This is a genomic window from Paracoccus homiensis, assembly GCF_900111675.1.
GTDB lineage: Bacteria > Pseudomonadota > Alphaproteobacteria > Rhodobacterales > Rhodobacteraceae > Paracoccus > Paracoccus homiensis.
In genome coordinates, this window is the sequence record NZ_FOHO01000007.1 from 75773 (window position 1) to 93504 (window position 17732).

General features: G+C 63.6%; 17 protein-coding genes. 13 read left to right on the forward strand and 4 right to left on the reverse strand.

Features of this window, described 5'->3' with window-relative positions:
• Positions 1–38 precede the first annotated feature (38 nt).
• The 8 genes from BMX67_RS11120 to BMX67_RS11155 all read left to right on the forward strand — a co-directional run bounded on the left by BMX67_RS11120 (position 39) and on the right by BMX67_RS11155 (position 8538).
• Positions 39–857 carry a glycosyltransferase gene (locus tag BMX67_RS11120; RefSeq protein WP_090734918.1) on the forward strand — a complete coding sequence of 273 codons (819 nt, stop codon included), beginning with the start codon at positions 39–41 and terminating at the stop codon, positions 855–857.
• 250 nt (positions 858–1107) lie between these two features.
• Positions 1108–1479: a 30S ribosomal protein S12 gene (rpsL, locus tag BMX67_RS11125; RefSeq protein WP_022705687.1), complete on the forward strand. Its 372-nt coding sequence runs from the start codon at positions 1108–1110 to the stop codon at positions 1477–1479.
• 12 nt (positions 1480–1491) lie between these two features.
• On the forward strand, positions 1492–1962 hold the full coding sequence (gene rpsG / locus BMX67_RS11130; RefSeq protein WP_090734920.1) for a 30S ribosomal protein S7: 471 nt from the start codon (positions 1492–1494) through the stop codon (positions 1960–1962).
• An 18-nt stretch (positions 1963–1980) separates the two neighbouring features.
• Complete coding sequence (fusA, locus tag BMX67_RS11135; RefSeq protein ID WP_090734922.1) at positions 1981–4104, forward strand: elongation factor G; 2124 nt, start codon at positions 1981–1983, stop codon at positions 4102–4104.
• Between the two features lie 81 nt (positions 4105–4185).
• Positions 4186–5361, forward strand: coding sequence for an elongation factor Tu (tuf, locus tag BMX67_RS11140; RefSeq protein WP_090734924.1), 1176 nt, complete (start codon positions 4186–4188; stop codon positions 5359–5361).
• A gap of 106 nt (positions 5362–5467) precedes the next feature.
• Entirely contained in the window at positions 5468–6283 is an 816-nt protein-coding gene (locus tag BMX67_RS11145; protein ID WP_090734926.1) for a TIGR00282 family metallophosphoesterase, read from the forward strand.
• 128 nt (positions 6284–6411) lie between these two features.
• The gene (locus BMX67_RS11150; protein WP_090734928.1) at positions 6412–8190 is read left to right on the forward strand and encodes an SLC13 family permease; all 1779 of its coding nucleotides are present in this window, start codon (positions 6412–6414) and stop codon (positions 8188–8190) included.
• A gap of 123 nt (positions 8191–8313) precedes the next feature.
• Positions 8314–8538, forward strand: a complete 225-nt coding sequence (locus BMX67_RS11155) for a DUF1127 domain-containing protein (RefSeq protein WP_090734930.1) — start codon at positions 8314–8316, stop codon at positions 8536–8538.
• Between the two features lie 73 nt (positions 8539–8611).
• Here BMX67_RS11155 and BMX67_RS11160 read toward each other — a convergent pair whose 3' ends face one another.
• A complete protein-coding gene (locus tag BMX67_RS11160) occupies positions 8612–10390 on the reverse strand; it encodes an SLC13 family permease (RefSeq protein ID WP_090734932.1) in 1779 nt (592 codons plus the stop codon).
• Between the two features lie 146 nt (positions 10391–10536).
• On the opposite strand from BMX67_RS11160, the gene BMX67_RS11165 reads away from it, so the two are divergent.
• A complete protein-coding gene (locus tag BMX67_RS11165; RefSeq protein ID WP_090734934.1) occupies positions 10537–11280 on the forward strand; it encodes a YebC/PmpR family DNA-binding transcriptional regulator in 744 nt (247 codons plus the stop codon).
• 98 nt (positions 11281–11378) lie between these two features.
• Here the strand turns inward: BMX67_RS11165 and BMX67_RS11170 are convergent, their stop codons facing one another.
• Positions 11379–12242 (reverse strand): LysR family transcriptional regulator ArgP, encoded by an 864-nt coding sequence (locus BMX67_RS11170; RefSeq protein WP_090734936.1) that lies wholly within the window; start codon positions 12240–12242, stop codon positions 11379–11381.
• A 79-nt stretch (positions 12243–12321) separates the two neighbouring features.
• Between BMX67_RS11170 and BMX67_RS11175 the strand changes: the two genes are divergently transcribed.
• Together BMX67_RS11175 and BMX67_RS11180 are read left to right on the forward strand one after the other, a co-directional pair.
• Complete coding sequence (locus BMX67_RS11175) at positions 12322–12915, forward strand: LysE/ArgO family amino acid transporter (RefSeq protein WP_090734938.1); 594 nt, start codon at positions 12322–12324, stop codon at positions 12913–12915.
• Positions 12916–12948: 33 nt separating this feature from the next.
• Positions 12949–13866 (forward strand): DMT family transporter, encoded by a 918-nt coding sequence (locus tag BMX67_RS11180; protein WP_425438979.1) that lies wholly within the window; start codon positions 12949–12951, stop codon positions 13864–13866.
• A gap of 42 nt (positions 13867–13908) precedes the next feature.
• Here BMX67_RS11180 and BMX67_RS11185 read toward each other — a convergent pair whose 3' ends face one another.
• Together BMX67_RS11185 and puuE are read right to left on the reverse strand one after the other, a co-directional pair.
• Positions 13909–14799, reverse strand: coding sequence for a bifunctional allantoicase/(S)-ureidoglycine aminohydrolase (locus BMX67_RS11185; protein WP_090734940.1), 891 nt, complete (start codon positions 14797–14799; stop codon positions 13909–13911).
• Positions 14796–16202 (reverse strand): allantoinase PuuE, encoded by a 1407-nt coding sequence (gene puuE / locus BMX67_RS11190; RefSeq protein ID WP_090734942.1) that lies wholly within the window; start codon positions 16200–16202, stop codon positions 14796–14798. Before puuE ends, BMX67_RS11185 begins: the two co-directional genes overlap by 4 nt.
• Between puuE and BMX67_RS19580 the strand changes: the two genes are divergently transcribed.
• Together BMX67_RS19580 and BMX67_RS11195 are read left to right on the forward strand one after the other, a co-directional pair.
• A complete protein-coding gene (locus BMX67_RS19580) occupies positions 16183–16329 on the forward strand; it encodes a hypothetical protein (protein WP_175479881.1) in 147 nt (48 codons plus the stop codon). The two genes, puuE and BMX67_RS19580, sit on opposite strands and share 20 nt — an antisense overlap.
• A gap of 97 nt (positions 16330–16426) precedes the next feature.
• The gene (locus BMX67_RS11195) at positions 16427–17728 is read left to right on the forward strand and encodes an NCS2 family permease (RefSeq protein ID WP_090734943.1); all 1302 of its coding nucleotides are present in this window, start codon (positions 16427–16429) and stop codon (positions 17726–17728) included.
• The last annotated feature ends 4 nt before the right edge of the window (positions 17729–17732 follow it).

Below are 17732 nucleotides of genomic sequence, written 5' to 3' on the forward strand. Positions count from 1 at the left end.
TCACCAAGATCCGCCGTGATCCTGCAAGGCGCGTTCTGATGCGGGTGCAGATGCTGGGTCTGTGCCGGTTTTCCTATGTGGGCTTGCGTGGCTATCAGACCCGCCATGACAGCTATGACGAAAGACGGGCCTATCTGTATGAACCGGGTCGGCTTGCAAGGAGATGGTTCTGGTTCACCCAGGTCGCGCTGCCCGCCTGGCAGGCGCAAAGCGATGCCGATTTCACCTTGGTTGTGATGACCGGGCCGGATCTGCCCGAGCCCTATTTGTCGCGCCTGCAGCAGCTTTGCGAACAGATGCCCCAACTGCGGCTGGAACTGGTCCCGCCTATGGAACGGCATCTGCAGGCCTGCCACGCGGCGATTGCCCCGCATCTGGACCGGTCGGCCGATGTTATCGGCCATTTCCGCCATGATGACGACGATGCGGTCGCGGTCGATTATATCGACCGGACGCGGCGCGATTTCCGCAAGGTCAAGGGCCTGTGGAAGGCCGAGGGGCGATTGTCGCTGGACTATTCGCGCGGCCTGATGATGCGGCTGGACGGGCAGGGGATGCAGGTGACGCCGCGTCTGTGTCACAACATGGGGGTGGCGCTGACGGTGTTCCTGCGGCCCGACGCGCCCGAAACCGCGCTGCATTTCGACCATTCCAAGATCGGGATGTGGATGCCCGGCGTCGCGGTGACCAAGCCGCTGATGTTTGTTCGCTCGATCCACGGGGACAGCGATTCCGGCGATATGGGGCCGGGGCAGGGCTGGCAGATGACGCCGGAACAGATCGACAGGCAGCTGTGGCAGCGGTTTCGGCTGCGGCGCGACGGGCTTGAACAGGCGGCGCGGGCATTGCCGGGCTAGGTCGCCGGTTCTGTTGACACGGTCCCGGAATCCTCTTATACGCCCGTCACTCGGCGGGTAACTGCCTTGATATGCCAGAACCTATGTGGTCACGATCCGGGCCCTAAACATGCCTCGATCCTCTGGAATTTCCCCATCCACCCTTGTAAGGGCCGGATGGGTTTGGCGTTTTGCGATTCGCGCAAGATGCCGTCGAGAAGTGGCGCAGCCGAAAGGCTGCGAGTATTGACAGAGCAAGACGGGGAACCGAATGCCGACGATTCAACAGCTGATCCGCAAGCCGCGGCAGCCGAAGGTGCAGCGCTCGAAGTCGCAGCACCTGCAGGGATGCCCGCAGAAGCGTGGCGTCTGCACGCGCGTCTATACCACGACGCCGAAGAAGCCGAACTCCGCTATGCGTAAGGTGGCCAAGGTCCGCCTGACGAATGGCTTCGAGGTCATCTCCTACATTCCGGGCGAAAAGCACAACCTGCAGGAACACAGCGTCGTGCTGATCCGCGGCGGCCGTGTGAAAGACCTTCCGGGTGTCCGTTACCACATCCTGCGCGGTGTGCTGGATACCCAGGGTGTCAAAGATCGCCGTCAGCGTCGTTCGAAATACGGCGCCAAGCGTCCGAAGTAAGGAGAGACATCGATGTCCCGTCGTCACGCCGCTGAAAAGCGCGAAATCCTGCCCGACGCCAAATATGGCGATCGCGTGCTGACCAAATTCATGAACAACCTGATGGTTGACGGCAAGAAATCGGTTGCCGAGCGCATCGTCTACAACGCGCTGGAGCGCGTCGAAGGCCGCCTGAAGCGCGAACCGATCGAAGTTTTCCACGAAGCGCTGGACAACGTGAAACCCTCGGTCGAGGTTCGTTCGCGCCGCGTTGGTGGTGCCACCTACCAGGTTCCGGTTGAAGTTCGTCCGACCCGTCGTGAAGCGCTGGCAATCCGCTGGCTGATCACTGCGGCGAAGAACCGCAATGAAAACACGATGGAAGAACGCCTCGCCGGCGAACTGGCCGATGCCGTCAACGGCCGCGGCACCGCCGTGAAGAAGCGCGAAGACACCCACAAGATGGCCGACGCGAACAAAGCGTTCAGCCATTACCGCTGGTAAAGCGAAAGGACACCATCCATGGCACGCGATTATCCGCTGCAGCGTTATCGCAACTTCGGCATCATGGCGCACATCGATGCCGGCAAAACGACGACGACCGAGCGCATCCTTTTCTATACTGGCAAGTCGCATAAAATCGGCGAAGTGCATGACGGCGCCGCGACCATGGACTGGATGGAGCAGGAACAGGAGCGCGGCATCACGATCACGTCTGCCGCGACCACCACGTTCTGGCAGCGCCAGGAAGATCCGACTGCCGACGGCACCTCGGACACCAAATACCGCTTCAACATCATCGACACCCCGGGTCACGTGGACTTCACCATCGAGGTGGAACGTTCGCTGGCCGTTCTGGATGGCGCGATCTGCCTTCTGGACGCCAATGCCGGTGTCGAACCGCAGACCGAAACCGTGTGGCGTCAGGCTGACCGCTATCAGGTTCCGCGGATCGTGTTCGTCAACAAGATGGACAAGATCGGCGCCGACTTCTTCAACTGCGTGAAGATGATCAAGGACCGTACCGGCGGCACCCCGTGCCCGATCGCTTTCCCGATCGGCGCCGAGGACAAGCTGGAAGGTATCGTCGACCTGATCAAGATGGAAGAATGGGTCTGGATCGGTGAAGATCTGGGCGCAAGCTGGGTTCGCCAGCCCATCCGCGACGAGCTGAAGGACCTGGCCGACGAATGGCGTTCGAACATGATCGAGCTGGCCGTCGAGCAGGACGATGAGGCCATGGAAGCCTATCTGGAGGGCAACGAGCCCGACGAGGCGACCCTGCGTCAGCTGATCCGCAAGGGCACCCTGTCGCTGTCGTTCTTCCCGGTCACTGCAGGTTCCGCGTTCAAGAACAAGGGCGTGCAGCCCCTGCTGAACTCGGTCATCGACTTTCTGCCCGCGCCGATCGACGTTCCGGTCCTGAAGGGCTTTGCCCCCGATGACGAGACCGAAACCCGCAACATCGAGCGTCCGGCAGACGATTCGGCGCCGTTCTCGGCGCTGGCGTTCAAGATCATGAACGACCCGTTCGTCGGCTCGCTGACCTTCAGCCGCATCTATTCGGGCGTTCTGAAGAAGGGTGACTCGATCATCAACTCGACCAAGGGCAAGCGCGAGCGCATCGGTCGTATGATGATGATGCACTCGATCAGCCGCGAAGAGATCGAAGAAGCATTCGCAGGCGACATCATCGCGCTGGCCGGTCTGAAAGAGACCACCACCGGTGACACCCTGTGCGATTCGTCCAAGCAGGTCGTTCTGGAAACCATGACCTTCCCGGATCCGGTGATCGAGATCGCCGTGGAACCCAAGTCGAAGGCCGACCAGGAAAAGATGGGCCTGGCCCTTCAGCGCCTGGCAGCCGAAGACCCCTCGTTCCGCGTCGAAACCGATCTGGAATCGGGTCAGACGATCATGAAGGGCATGGGCGAACTTCACCTCGACATTCTGGTCGACCGGATGAAGCGCGAGTTCAAGGTCGAGGCCAATATCGGTGCGCCCCAGGTGGCCTACCGTGAGACCATCAGCCAGCCGGCCGAGATCGACTACACCCACAAGAAGCAGACCGGCGGTACGGGTCAGTTCGCCCGCGTCAAGCTGCAGATCGATCCGACCGAGCCGGGCGAAGGCTATAGCTTCGAGTCGAAAATCGTCGGCGGTGCGGTTCCGAAGGAATACATCCCGGGTGTCGAAAAGGGCATCAAGTCGGTCATGGACTCGGGTCCGCTGGCAGGCTTCCCGGTGATCGACTTCAAGGTCGCCCTGCTGGACGGTGCGTTCCACGACGTCGACTCGTCGGTGCTGGCCTTCGAAATCGCCTCGCGCGCAGCAATGCGTGAAGGTCTTCGCAAGGCAGGTGCAAAGCTGCTGGAACCGATCATGAAGGTCGAAGTCGTGACGCCGGAAGAATATACCGGTTCGATCATCGGCGACCTGACCAGCCGTCGCGGCATGGTCCGCGGCCAGGACAGCCGTGGCAACGCGAACGTCATCGACGCCGCCGTGCCGCTGGCCAACATGTTCGGCTACATCAACAACCTGCGTTCGATGTCCTCGGGTCGTGCGGTCTTCACCATGCAATTCTCGCATTATGAAGGCGTTCCGCAGAACATCTCGGACGAGATCCAGAAGAAATACGCATAAGGGCGGTGCGCGGTCCGCGCACCCTACCACCCCCCGTAGGGTGCGTGCCTGCACGCACCGTCACTCAAGAAGGAGCCAGTTATGGCAAAGGCAAAGTTTGAACGGACGAAACCGCACGTCAACATCGGGACGATTGGTCACGTTGACCACGGCAAGACGACGCTGACGGCTGCGATCACGAAGTATTTCGGCGATTTCCGCGCCTATGACCAGATCGACGGCGCGCCCGAGGAAAAGGCACGCGGCATCACGATCTCGACCGCGCATGTGGAATACGAGACCGAAAGCCGTCACTACGCGCATGTCGACTGCCCGGGCCACGCCGACTACGTGAAGAACATGATCACCGGTGCCGCGCAGATGGACGGCGCAATCCTGGTGGTGAACGCTGCCGACGGCCCGATGCCGCAAACGCGCGAGCACATCCTGCTGGGCCGTCAGGTCGGCATTCCGTTCATGGTCGTCTACCTGAACAAGGTCGACCAAGTGGATGACGAAGAGCTGCTGGAACTGGTCGAGATGGAAGTCCGCGAGCTGCTGAGCTCGTATGACTATCCGGGCGACGACATTCCGATCATCAAGGGTTCGGCGCTGGCCGCTCTGGAAGGCCGCGACGAGGAAATCGGCGAGAAGTCGATCCGCGCGCTGCTGGAAGCCGTCGACAGCTACATCCCGACGCCCGAGCGCGCCGTGGACCAGCCGTTCCTGATGCCGATCGAAGACGTGTTCTCGATCTCGGGTCGTGGTACGGTCGTGACCGGCCGCGTCGAGCGTGGCGCTGTCAACGTGGGTGACGAACTGGAAATCGTGGGCACCCGCGACACCAAGAAAACCACCTGCACCGGCGTGGAAATGTTCCGCAAGCTGCTGGATCGTGGGGAAGCTGGCGACAACATCGGCGCGCTGCTGCGCGGTGTCGACCGTGACGGCGTCGAGCGTGGCCAGGTCCTGTCGAAGCCGGGCTCGGTGACCCCGCACACCCAGTTCGAGGCAGAAGCCTACATCCTGACCAAGGAAGAAGGCGGCCGCCACACCCCGTTCTTCGCGAACTACCGCCCGCAGTTCTACTTCCGCACGACGGACGTGACCGGCACGGTGAAGCTGCCCGAGGGCACCGAGATGGTGATGCCGGGCGACAACCTGAAGTTCGAGGTCGAGCTGATCGCCCCGATCGCCATGGAAGAAAAACTGCGCTTCGCCATCCGCGAAGGCGGCCGCACCGTCGGCGCTGGCGTGGTTTCGAAAATCATCAAGTGATCCCATCAGGGATATCGTGAGATGAAGGCCCGCACCAAAAGGTGCGGGCCTTTTTCATGACCCGAACCCGCTTGAGCGTGTCACGGCTTTGTCATAGGGACAGGCCATGCGGATACTTTTCCTTGGCGATGTCATGGGTCGGGCGGGACGCCGGGCCATTACCGAAAAGCTGACCGGGCTGCGTGCCCGGTTGAAGGCCGATTTTGTCGTTGTGAACGCGGAAAACACCAGCGGTGGCCGCGGCATCACGACCGGTCACGCGCAACTGCTGCTGAATTCCGGCGCCGATTGCCTGACCCTTGGCGATCATGCCTTCGATCAGAAGGACATGATGGCCTATATCGACAAAGAGCCGCGGATCATCCGCCCGCTGAATTTCGCCAAAGAGGCGCCCGGCAAGGGGTTCGGCGTCTTTGCGGATGCGCGCGGGCGCAAGGTTCTGGTCACCCAGGCGTTGGGTCAGGTTTTCATGTCGCGGCCCTATGACGATCCGTTTTCCGCGCTGGATGCCGTGCTGCGGGCCCATCCGCGCGGCGGGCTGGTGCAGGCCGCGCTGGTCGATATCCATGCCGAGGCGACCAGCGAGAAGATGGGCGTCGGGCATTTCTGCGACGGTCGGGCCAGCCTTGTGGTCGGCACCCATACCCATATCCCCACCGCCGATGCGCAGATCCTGCCGCGCGGCACGGGCTATCTGTCCGATGCCGGGATGTGCGGCGATTATGACAGCGTGATCGGCATGGAAAAGACCGAACCCCTGCGCCGCTTCGTCACCGGCATGGTCCGCGACCGGTTCAGCCCGGCCGAACAAGAGGCCACGATCTGCGGGGTATTGGTCGAAACCGACGACCGCAGCGGTGCGGCCACCCGGATCGAGGCGGTGCGCGACGGCGGGCGTCTGGCCCAGACCCATCCGGCCTGATCCCTGCGCCTTGACGCGGCGCGGCCACCGCGTCGCGAAGGCCCCGTGGCGATGCTTGCTTGCCGTCGCGGTTTCTGCGCATGATGCGCCGAATGTGCCGCCCCGGCGGCCAATTTTGCGAGAGCTGAATGTTCGGAATTGAACTAAGCGGAACCCCGGCGGCGATCGCCACGATCTTCATTATCGCCGGGATGCTGACCCTTTTCATCCGCGAAACCTATCCCCCCGAAGTGACGGCGATTCTGGGTGGCGTGGCGTTGCTGTCGGTGGGTATTCTGGAACCCTCGCATGTGGCGGGGGTGCTGTCGAACCCCGCGCCCTGGACCATTGCCTTCATGTTCATCATCGTCGGCGGGCTGGTGCGAACCGGCGCGCTTGACTGGATCGGGCAACGGGCCGCACGCCACGCAGGCGCGCGGCCTTTATTGACGCTGGGACTGGTGTCCTGCGTGGTCTGCGCGATGTCGGCCTTTGTGAACAACACCCCGCTGGTCGTGGTGATGATGCCGATCTTCATGCAGCTTGCCAATGAGATGAAAAGCTCGCCCTCGAAGCTGTTGATCCCCTTGTCCTATCTGTCGATTCTGGGGGGCACGATGACGATGATCGGCACCTCGACCAATCTGCTGGTCGATGGTGTTGCCCGCTCCAGCGGGATGGAGCCGTTCTCGATCTTCGAGATCACGCCTGTCGGCCTGCCAATGGCGATCGTCGGCGTGATCTATCTGCTGCTGGTGGCGCCGCGCCTGTTGCCGGAACGCGACTCGATGTCCCAGCTGATGTCGGGGCGGTCCAAGGCCAAGTTCTTTACCGAGGTTGCCATCCCCGAGGATTCGGCCCTGATCGGCAAGGCGCTGGACGAGGTGGACATCTTCACCCGCGACACGGCGCGCGTGATCGACGTTCTGCGCGGCGATGCCTCGCTGCGCCGCGACCTGTCCTCGGTGCGCCTTGAGGCGGGCGATCGCGTCGTTCTGCGCACCCCCATGTCCGAGGTTCTGGGCCTGCAGACCCACAAGGATCTGCGCATGGTCGACAAGCTTAGCTCGGTTCAGACCTCGACGGTCGAGGTGCTGATCACGCCGGGTTGCCACATGGTCGGGCGCAGCCTTGGTTCGATGCGCCTGCGTCGGCGCTATGGCGTCTATGTGCTGGCGGCCCATCGCCGGAACCAGAATATCGGCCGCCAGCTTGACGATCTGGTCGTGCGCGTCGGCGACACGCTGTTGTTGGAAGGTGCCCCGGCAGATATCCAGAAGCTGGCCGCCGATATGGAGATGGTTGAGGTCAGCCAGCCTTCGGACCGTGCCTATCGCCGCAAACATGCGCCGATCGTGGTCGCGACGCTGGTCGGGGTGGTCGCGCTGTCCGCCTTCGAGGTTGCGCCGATCCTGCTGTTGGCCTTTGTCGGGGTGGCGATCGTGCTGGGCACACGCTGCATCGACGCGGACGAGGCGCTTGGCTTTGTCGATGGGCGGTTGATGGCGCTGATCTTTGCCATGCTGGCGGTTGGGGCGGGGCTGGAAAATTCCGGCGCGGTCGAACTGATCGTGACCTATGTCGCGCCCTGGCTGTCCGAGGTGCCGCATTGGGGGCTGGTGCTGGCGGTCTATCTGCTGGCGACCGCGCTGACAGAGACGGTGACCAACAATGCCGTCGCGGTGATCGTGACGCCGGTGGCGATTTCGCTTGGCACCCAACTGGGCGTCGATCCGCGTCCCCTGGTCATCGCGGTGATGATGGGCGCATCGGCCAGTTTCGCCACGCCCATCGGCTATCAGACGAACACGCTGGTCTATGGTCCGGGCGGCTATCGCTTTGCCGATTTCATCCGCGTCGGCCTGCCGTTGAACCTGCTGATGGCCGTCGTGGCCTCGATGGTGATCCCGATCTTCTGGCCCCTGTGACGGTCAATCTGCTTGCTGCAACTGCAATGCTGCCATGCAGCATTGCAGGTTGTCGCCTGCCGCCATTGCCCCGATATAGGACGCAAGGGAGGAAACAAATTGTGTCTGACAAGGAGTTTCCACATGGCCGGAACCGCAACCGTTTCCAACACCGCCCCCAGCCTGGGCAAAATTCTGGCAGCGCCGTTCGTGGCGACCTTCCGCTTTCTGGTGCTGTTGGCTGAAGCCAGCCCCACCATGCGTCAGCTGAATCAGCTGAGCCAGACGTCCGACGAAGAATTGGCCAAGCGCGGCGTTTCGCGCGAGGACGAGGTTCGTCGCATCATGGGTGTCAACTCGGCCCTGTAAGGGCGTTGACGATCCATCCGCAAGGGCGCGCACCGCAAGGTTGCGCGCCTTTTGCGTATCGGGGGGGGGCGTCCTATAGCGGCCAGACGATCAGCAGCATCGGGATCGAGACGACCAGCACGATGATTTCCAGCGGCAGGCCCATCCGCCAGTAATCGCCAAAGCGATAGTTGCCGGGGCCAAGGATCAGGGTGTTGTTCTGATGTCCGATGGGGGTCAGGAAGGCACAGGCCGCCGCAACCGCCACGCCCATCAGGAAGGCGTCGGGTTCGACCTGCAATTGTTCGGCCAGGCGAATGCCCACCGGGGCGGCAATGATCGTGGTCGCGTTGTTGTTCAGGATATCCGACATGAACATCGTGCTGACCATCAACAGCGCCAGTCCCGCCCAGGCCGGATAGCCTTGGGTCAGGCTGGCGATCCATCCCGCGATCAGCGCGGTCCCGCCCGTGCTGTCAAGCGCAAGACCCAGCGGGATCATCGAGCCCAGCAGCACGATCACCGGCCAATCGACATGGTCGTAAAGCTCATTGATCGACAGCACCCCGGTCAGCACATAGGCGATGACGACGCAGCCAAGTGCGATGGGCATGGTGACCCAGCCAAGGCTGGTTGCCAGAACCGCCAGAACGAACAACCCGATGGCGGTGCGCATATGGCCTTCGCGTTGAACCGGCAGGCTGCCGCCATCCAGACGCAGCAGCCCCGAGGCTGACAGCACATCCTCGACCCGGCTTTCGGGGATCAGCACCAGCAGCAGGTCGCCCGCGACGATCTCTTGCCGGGGCAGGGCCTCGCGCAGGGCGATGCCGCGCCGGCGCATGCCGATCAGCACGCTGTCATAGCGGTTGACCAGCCCGAAGGATTGCGCGCTGCGGCCGATGATATCCGCGCCCACCGGGACCAGCAGCTCGATCAGTGACTGGCCTTCGGAATCCTTGCGGGCGCGGGGTTCCAGCCGGCCATCGGGGAAGGACAGTTTGCTGGCCGATCGAAACTCATCCAGCGCGGAAGGATTGGCCCGCAACAGCAGCACATCGCCCGCGGTGACGGTCTGGTCGTCCAGCGGACCTTCCAGCGCGTGGCCGTGGCGGATCACACCCACCAGCCGTGCCCCGGCTTTCAGCGCCTGTTCGCGGATCTGGCTGACGGGTTCGTCGGTCAGGCTGCTGGCCTCGGTCACGACCAGCCGCGCCAGATAACGGCGGGGCCGTTCGGGTGCGTCGCCTGCGCCCTCTTGTCGCGATTGCGGGATCAGACGCCATCCGATCAGCGCGATGAAGACCATGCCCGCAACCGCGACCGCGCTGCCCACCGGCAGAAAATCGAACATGCGATAGGGTTCGCCCAGCACTTGTTGACGATAGCCCGACACGATCAGGTTCGGGGGCGTGCCGATCAGTGTCAGCATCCCGCCAAGGATGGTGGCGAAGGCCAGCGGCATCAGCGTCAGGCCGGCACGTCGGCGGGCCTTCTGGGCGGCTTGCAGGTCGATGGGCATCAGCATGGCCAGCGCCGCGATATTGTTCATGAAACCCGACAGCAGCCCGCCGACGCCGCCGACCACCGCGATGTGACGGCTGACGGATCGGTCGCGATCGGCCAGAAGGCGGGCCATCGACGACACCGCCCCCGATCGGGTCAGCCCGGCGGTCGCCACAAGGATCAGCGCGACGACCATGGTCGTGGGATTGCCGAAACCGGAAAAGGCCTGTTCCTTGGGGACGACGCCCAGCAGCACCGCGGCCATCAGCCCGGCAAAGGCCACCAGATCGTGGCGCCAAGGCCCCAGAAACATCAGCCCCATGATGGCGGCGAAGATGGCGAAAAGGATGATCTGGTCGATACTCATGCTGTCCCGCGTCCTGTCAGGCCTTATTCTGGCCTCAATCCCCTTGTAACGCCACAGAAGGGTGCCGGGTTCGGCTTGCGATGGGGCGCTGCTGTGGACTACAAGCAGCCGAATCCGGATTTCATGAATTGCGAAGGGCGACGACCATGGCAGGTCATTCCAAATGGGCCAATATCCAGCATCGCAAGGGCAGGCAGGATGCCGCGCGCTCGAAGTTGTTTTCCAAGCTCTCGAAGGAGATCACGGTCGCGGCCAAGATGGGTGACCCCGATCCCGAAAAGAACCCGCGTCTGCGTCTGGCGGTGAAAGAGGCCAAGTCGAATTCGGTCCCCAAGGACGTGATCGACCGCGCGATCAAGAAATCGCAGGGCGGTGACGCCGAGAATTACGAAGAGATCCGCTACGAAGGTTATGGCCCGAACGGGATCGCGTTGGTCGTCGAGGCGATGACCGACAACCGCAACCGCACCGCGTCGAATGTGCGCAGCTATTTTGCCAAGTCGGGCGGTGATCTGGGGCAGTCCGGTTCGGTCAGCTTCATGTTCGACCGCGTGGGCGAGATCATGTACCCGGCCTCTGCGGGCGATGCGGATGACGTGATGATGGCCGCGATCGAGGCGGGGGCATCGGATGTCGAAAGCGACGACGAGGGTCACTGGATCTATTGCGCGGATACCGATCTGAACGAGGTGTCCACGGCGCTGGAAGCAAGCCTTGGCGAATCCGAGACGGCCAAGCTGATCTGGAAGCCGCAGGCCCCGACCGAGATCACCGATCTGGAAACGGCGCAGAAGCTGATGAAGCTGATCGACACGCTGGAAGATGACGATGACGTGCAGAATGTCACCGGCAATTTCGATCTGGCCGATGCGGTGGCCGCACAGCTGTAAGCTGCGCGGCGCCTTGCCGGGGGCGGTGGCGGGGGGCCAGCCCCCCGATCGCTGACGCGATTCCCCCCGATGTCGCGCCAGATCCGTTCGGACGCCGCCTAGGACCGCAACTGGTTCCGGGCGGCTTTTTTGATCGCCTGCGTCAGCGGGGCGAGGGCCGGCGCGGTCAGGCGGGCGATCTGCCAGACCAGCGGCACGTCCAGCGGCAGTTGCGGCGCGAGGTCGATCAAGCTGCCGCTTTCCAGATCGCGGGCTACCATCACCTCGGGGTTCATGCCCCAGCCAAGGCCAAGCCGGGCGGCCTCGGCGAAGGCCTGGGATGAGGGGATGCGATGCAGTGGCAGCGCCAGCCTGCGGCCGACGAGTTGCTGCGTCCAGCGGTTTTGCAGCCCATCCTTGGCATTGAAGCTGAGCGAGGGCGCCCGCGACAGGCTGTCGGCATCGACCCCGTTCGGCATGTGCCGCGCCATGAATTCGGGCGAGGCGGTCGCGCGATAGCGCATCTTGCCAAGCGGCACGGTATCGCAGCCGGTCACGGGGCGGCTGTCGCTGGTGATGGCGGCGCTGACCTGACCGGATTTCAGCCAGTCCTGAGCGTGGTCCTGATCGTCGATGATCAGGTCGATCAGCCCCGGCGTCCGCACCAAAGGGGGCAGGGCCCATGTCGCCAGACTGTCGGCATTGACGGCGATGCCGATGACCGGCGGCCCGGAACGCGGTGCCGGGGACAGCTGCGTTTCCAGCAGGCGCACCTGTTGCAGATGCGCGGCCAGCCGCAACCCGGCTTCGGTGCCGCGCAGGGGTGGGCCGCGATCGACAAGCGCGGTGCCGTGGCGATCTTCAAGCCCCCGGATCCGCTGCGAAATGGCTGAAGGCGTGACCGACAGCGCCTGCGCGGCGGCTTCGAACGAGCCGCGGCGCAGGACTTCGGACAGGGCTAGAAGGGCAGGGTAGTCCAGCATTAGGCAAGCTTCATCAACGTTAGGCGAATTAATTTTACTTAAATCTGCGCGCCTGCCATCAGCAAGACCGGAGGTGCGTATGACGGTTTTTCTTGCGGGTATGGGGACGGGGCTGTCGCTGATCATGGCGATCGGCGCGCAGAACGCCTTTGTCCTGAAGCTGGGACTGATGCGGCGGCATGTGTTGCCGGTGGTGCTGTTCTGTGCGCTGTCGGATGCGATCCTGATCGGGTTTGGCGTCGGCGGCATGGAGGTCGCGGGCCAGCGGTTGCCCTGGCTTGCCCCCGCGATGCGCTGGGGTGGCGTCGCGTTTCTGCTGTGGTATGGCGCACGATCCTTTCTTGCGGCCTGGCGCGGGGGCGAGGCGCTGCGCCCGGATGCCAATGGGCACGGGTTGGGCAAGGCCCTGCTGACGATTGCGGCGCTGACATGGCTGAACCCGCATGTCTACCTGGATACGGTCGTTCTGCTGGGGGCGATTTCGGCGCAATGGGCGCAGCCCTGGGTGTTCGGCGCGGGCGCGATGGTGGGATCTTTCCTGTTCTTCTTTTCGCTTGGCTATGGTGCGCGGCTTCTGGCACCGGTCTTTGCGCGGCCGCGATCCTGGCAATGGCTGGAATTCGCGGTGGGCTGCGTGATGTGGCTGATCGCGGCAAAGCTGGCTTTGGGATGAGGGGGCTTGCGCCTGTCGGCAAAATCGGCCGATATGCAGCATATGCAACTTGATCTGGAAACGCGCCGCGACCTGATCGGGATCGGCTGGATGCTGATCACGGGGCTTTGCTTTGTCGCCGTGAACGGCATCGTGCGCGGTCTTGATGGGGCGCTGCCCGCCCCGCAGGCTGCCTTCATCCGCTTTGTCTTTGGCCTTGTCTTTCTGGTTCCGGTCCTTGCGCCCGCGCTGCGCCGGGGATTTTCGCGCCGTGTCTGGGGGCTGTTCACGCTGCGCGGGGGCTTGCATGTGATCGCGGTGACGGCGTGGTTCTATGCCATGTCGCGGATCACCGTGGCCGAGGTGACGGCCATCGGCTTTCTGAACCCGATCATGGTGACCGTCGGCGCGGCGCTGTTCATGGGCGAAAAGCTTGCCGCGCGGCGTATCGCGGCGGTTCTGGTGGCGCTGTGCGGGGCGCTGATCGTGTTGCGGCCCGGGCTGCGGGAACTGGATCCGGGGCATATCTCGCAGGTCGGGGCGGCGATCGCCTTTGGCGCGTCCTATCTGGTGGCCAAGCGGCTTAGCGATGATGTGCCTGCATCGGTCGTCGTCGCCATGATGTCGCTGACCGTGGCGATCGGGCTGCTGCCGCTGGCCATCGCGGTCTGGCAGCCGCCCAGCCTGTCACAGATCGGCTGGCTGGGGCTGGTCGCGGTCTTTGCGACGCTGGGTCACTATACGATGACCCGCGCCTTTGCCGCCGCGCCGCTGACGGTGACCCAGCCGGTCACTTTCCTGCAACTGATCTGGGCCAGCATGTTGGGCGTCTTCGTGTTCCACGAACCGCTGGATGGCTGGGTCATCCTGGGCGGCGGGCTGATGATTGGGGCGATCACCTATATCACCTGGCGCGAGGCGCAAAAGCGCGCCCGAACGCAGACCCCGCCCGTCAACGCCACCAAGGCATAGGGGACGGGTCCCGGCGCCCTGCGACCGGGACCGCGCCCGAGATCAGCGATTGGGCCACAGCGTCGCGTGGCGATTCACATCCTTGTACAGCAGATAGCGGAACCGGCCCGGCCCGCCCGCATAGCAGGCCTGCGGGCAGAAGGCGCGCAGCCACATGAAATCGCCGGGGCCGACCTCGACCCAGTCGCGGTTCAGGCGATAGACCGCCTTGCCTTCCAGAACGAACAGCCCGTGTTCCATCACATGCGTTTCCGCAAACGGGATCGAGCCTCCGGGCTGGAACGTGACCACGGTGATATGCATGTCATGGCGCAGATCTGCGGGATCCATGAAGCGCGTCGTGGCCCATGCGCCATCGGTGTCCGGCATGGGCGAGGGCGCGATATCCTGTTCATGCGTGACGATCGGGTCGGGGCGGTCCACGCCTTGCGCGGGCTGCCAGCGTTTGCGCCACCAGTGAAAGCCGGTCTCGCTGTCGCTGTCGTTGCGGATGCTGAACGCCGTTCCCGCGGGAACATAGGCGAAGCCGCCGGGCATCAGCAGATGCGACTGGCCGTCGATGGTGACGCGCAGTTCCCCCCCGGTCACGAAGATCGCGTGCTGCACCTCGGGGTCGTCATCGGGCTGGTCGCTGCCGCCGCCGGGGGCCAGTTCGACGATATACTGGCTGAAGGTTTCGGCAAATCCCGACAGGGGACGCGCCAGCATCCACATGCGCATGCCCTGCCAGCCCGGCAGGAACGAGGTGACGATGTCGCGCATCACCGTGCGGGGAATTACGGCATAGGCTTCGGTAAAGACGGCGGTATCGGTGGTCAGGCCGGTCTGCGGCGGCAGGCCCGCCACGGGACCGGCATAGGGCGAAGTCTGCTGCGGCTGGATGATGGTGGCAGGATCGCCGGTCGGGGCGCCTGCGGGGCGGTTGTCTGTCATTTCAGGGCTTCTTTCAGGCGAAGTTCGGCAATGCGGGTGACCTGGCGTTCCGCCTCGGCGCGTTCGGTCGGGGTGTCGTTGTCGATGCGGGCCTGCATGGCGGCAAGGATGCCGGCCTTGTCATGGTCGCGCACGGCGATGATGAAGGGAAAGCGGTGCTTGGCGGTATAGGCATCGTTCAGGCGGGTGAATTCGGCGCGCTCGGCATCGGTCAGCGCATCCAGTCCGGCGCTGGCCTGTTCCGAACTGCTGTCCGCCGTCAGGCGTTTGGCCTGCGCCAGCTTGCCTGCAAGATCGGGATGCGCCGTCAGCACCCCAAGGCGTTCGGTGTCCGAAGCCGCGCGAAAGATCTGCGCCATCCGCATCGACAAGCCCGTCGCGCTGTCATGGACCGCGCCCATTTCGGCGTCCCAGACCCGTTCGGCGATGAAGGGCGAATGTTCGTAGATCCCGCCAAACGCCGCCACGAATTCCGCACGATCCATCTGCGAGGGGCGGGTCCGCGGCCGATAGGGATGGGTTTCGGCCCAGTGCCGCGCGATATCCAGCCGCGAGGCGAACCACACGCCCTCATGTGCGCGGGCATGGTCCAGAAACCGCTGGATCGCCCTGGCGCGGCCCGGCCGGCCCGCAAGCCGGCAATGCAGGCCGATGGACATCATCTTGGGCGCGCCGGCCTGACCTTCGGCGTAAAGCACGTCGAAACTGTCGCGCAGATAATCGAAGAACTCGACCCCGGTGCCAAAGCCCTGACCGCTGGAAAAGCGCATGTCATTGGCGTCCATCGTATAGGGCACCATCAGCTGCGGGCGGTCCTTATGCACATGCCAATAGGGCAGGTCATCGGCGATGGTGTCGGCAAGATAGGCAAAGCCGCCTTCCTCGCAGCCCAGTTCGACCGTGTTCATCGACGTGCGGCCCTGATAAAACCCATAGGGCCGTTCGCCCGTGATCTGGCGGTGTAGCTGGATCGCGCGGGCGATGTGGTCGGCCTCGACCTCGCGCGGGATGTCACGATAGTCGATCCATTTCAGGCCATGCGTCGCGATTTCCCAGCCTGCCTCTTGCATCGCGGCCACCTGTTCGGGTGCGCGTTCCAGCGCGGTCGCGACGCCATAGACGGTGATCGGCAGATCCTTCAGCATCCGGTGCAACCGCCAGAAGCCCGAGCGCGCGCCGTAGTCATAGATCGATTCCATGTTCCAGTGCCGCTGGCCGGGCCAGGGCTGGGCGCCGATGATTTCGGACAGGAATGCCTCGGATGCCGCGTCGCCGTGTTCGATGCTGTTTTCGCCGCCTTCCTCGTAATTCATGACGATCTGAACGGCGATCTTCGCGCCTCCGGGCCATTTCGGGTCCGGGGTGCGTTCGCCATATCCTCGCATGTCGCGGCTGTATCGCATCGGCTTGCTCCTGTCGGTCGGTTTGATGCAGAAGACCCCTGTTCCGCGCGCACGACAAGCCGCGAACGGCAGAATGGTGTTTCATGAAATCGGCAAAGATCATCTGGTGCTTTCAATTTTCCGTTGAAAGACTTACCGAGCGGCCCAAGTTGTCCGCTTTTGGTCTGGCCCCCTAAGCTGACGCCAAAGTGGCCGAACAGCGCCGCGCCGCACGGAGGTATCCCATGGAAAGATTTTTCAGGCTGTCCGAACATGGCAGCAATGTCCGCACCGAGGTGATCGCCGGGATCACGACATTCCTGACGATGGCCTATATCATCTTCGTCAATCCCGACATCCTGTCATCGACGGGCATGGACCGCGACGCCGTATTCATCGCGACCTGCCTTGCGGCGGCGATCGGGTCGGCGGTGATGGGGCTTTGGGCCAACTGGCCCATCGGCATGGCGCCGGGCATGGGGCTGAACGCGTTTTTTGCGTTTACCGTCGTGGGCGCGATGGGCTTCACCTGGCAGCAGGCACTGGGCGCTGTGTTCATTTCGGGGATCATCTTCCTGATCCTGTCGATCACCGGCATCCGGCGATGGCTGATTGCGGGGATCCCGACCTCGATGCGTAGCGGCGTGGCCGCCGGGATCGGCATGTTTCTGGCGATCATCGCGATGCAAAGCTCGGGTCTTGTGGTTGATAATCCGGCGACGCTGGTCGGGCTGGGCGATCTGACCAATACCGGCACGCTGCTGACCATCGCGGGGTTCTTCCTGATCGTCGCGCTGGACGCGCTGCGGGTAAAGGGCGCGATCCTGATCGGTATTCTGGTCGTGACATTTGCCGCGATCACGCTGGGCGTCAGTGAGTTCACGGGCATCGTGTCGGCGCCGCCCTCGATCATACCGACGCTGCTGCAACTGGATCTGGTCGGGGCGCTAAGCTATGGCATATTTCATGTCATTCTGGTGATGGTCCTGGTCGAGGTGTTCGACGCGACCGGCACCCTGATCGGGGTGGCCAAACGCGCGGGCCTGCTTAGCGAAGGTCCGGCGCATCAGAACAAGGGGCTTAGCCGGGCGCTGATGGCGGATTCCACCGCGATCACGGCGGGGTCGCTGCTGGGTACGTCTTCGACTACTGCCTATGTCGAAAGCGCATCGGGCGTGCAGGCGGGCGGACGCACGGGGCTGACCGCGCTGGTCGTGGCGGGCCTGTTCCTGCTGGCGATGTTCTTCGCGCCGCTGGCAGGCGCGGTGCCGGCCTATGCCACTGCGCCCGCGCTGCTGTATGTCGCGACGCTGATGATGCGTGAACTGGCTGAAATCACCTGGGACGACGTGACCGAGGCCGCGCCCGCCGTGCTGACCGCGCTGGCGATGCCGCTGACATATTCCATCGCGAACGGCCTTGCCTTCGGCTTCATCAGCTATGCGGTGATCAAGCTGCTGACGGGCAAGGCGAAACAGGTTCACGCCGCAACCTGGATCGTCGCGGGGCTGTTCGTGGTCAAGTTCGCGCTGTTCGGCAGCCACTGATCCT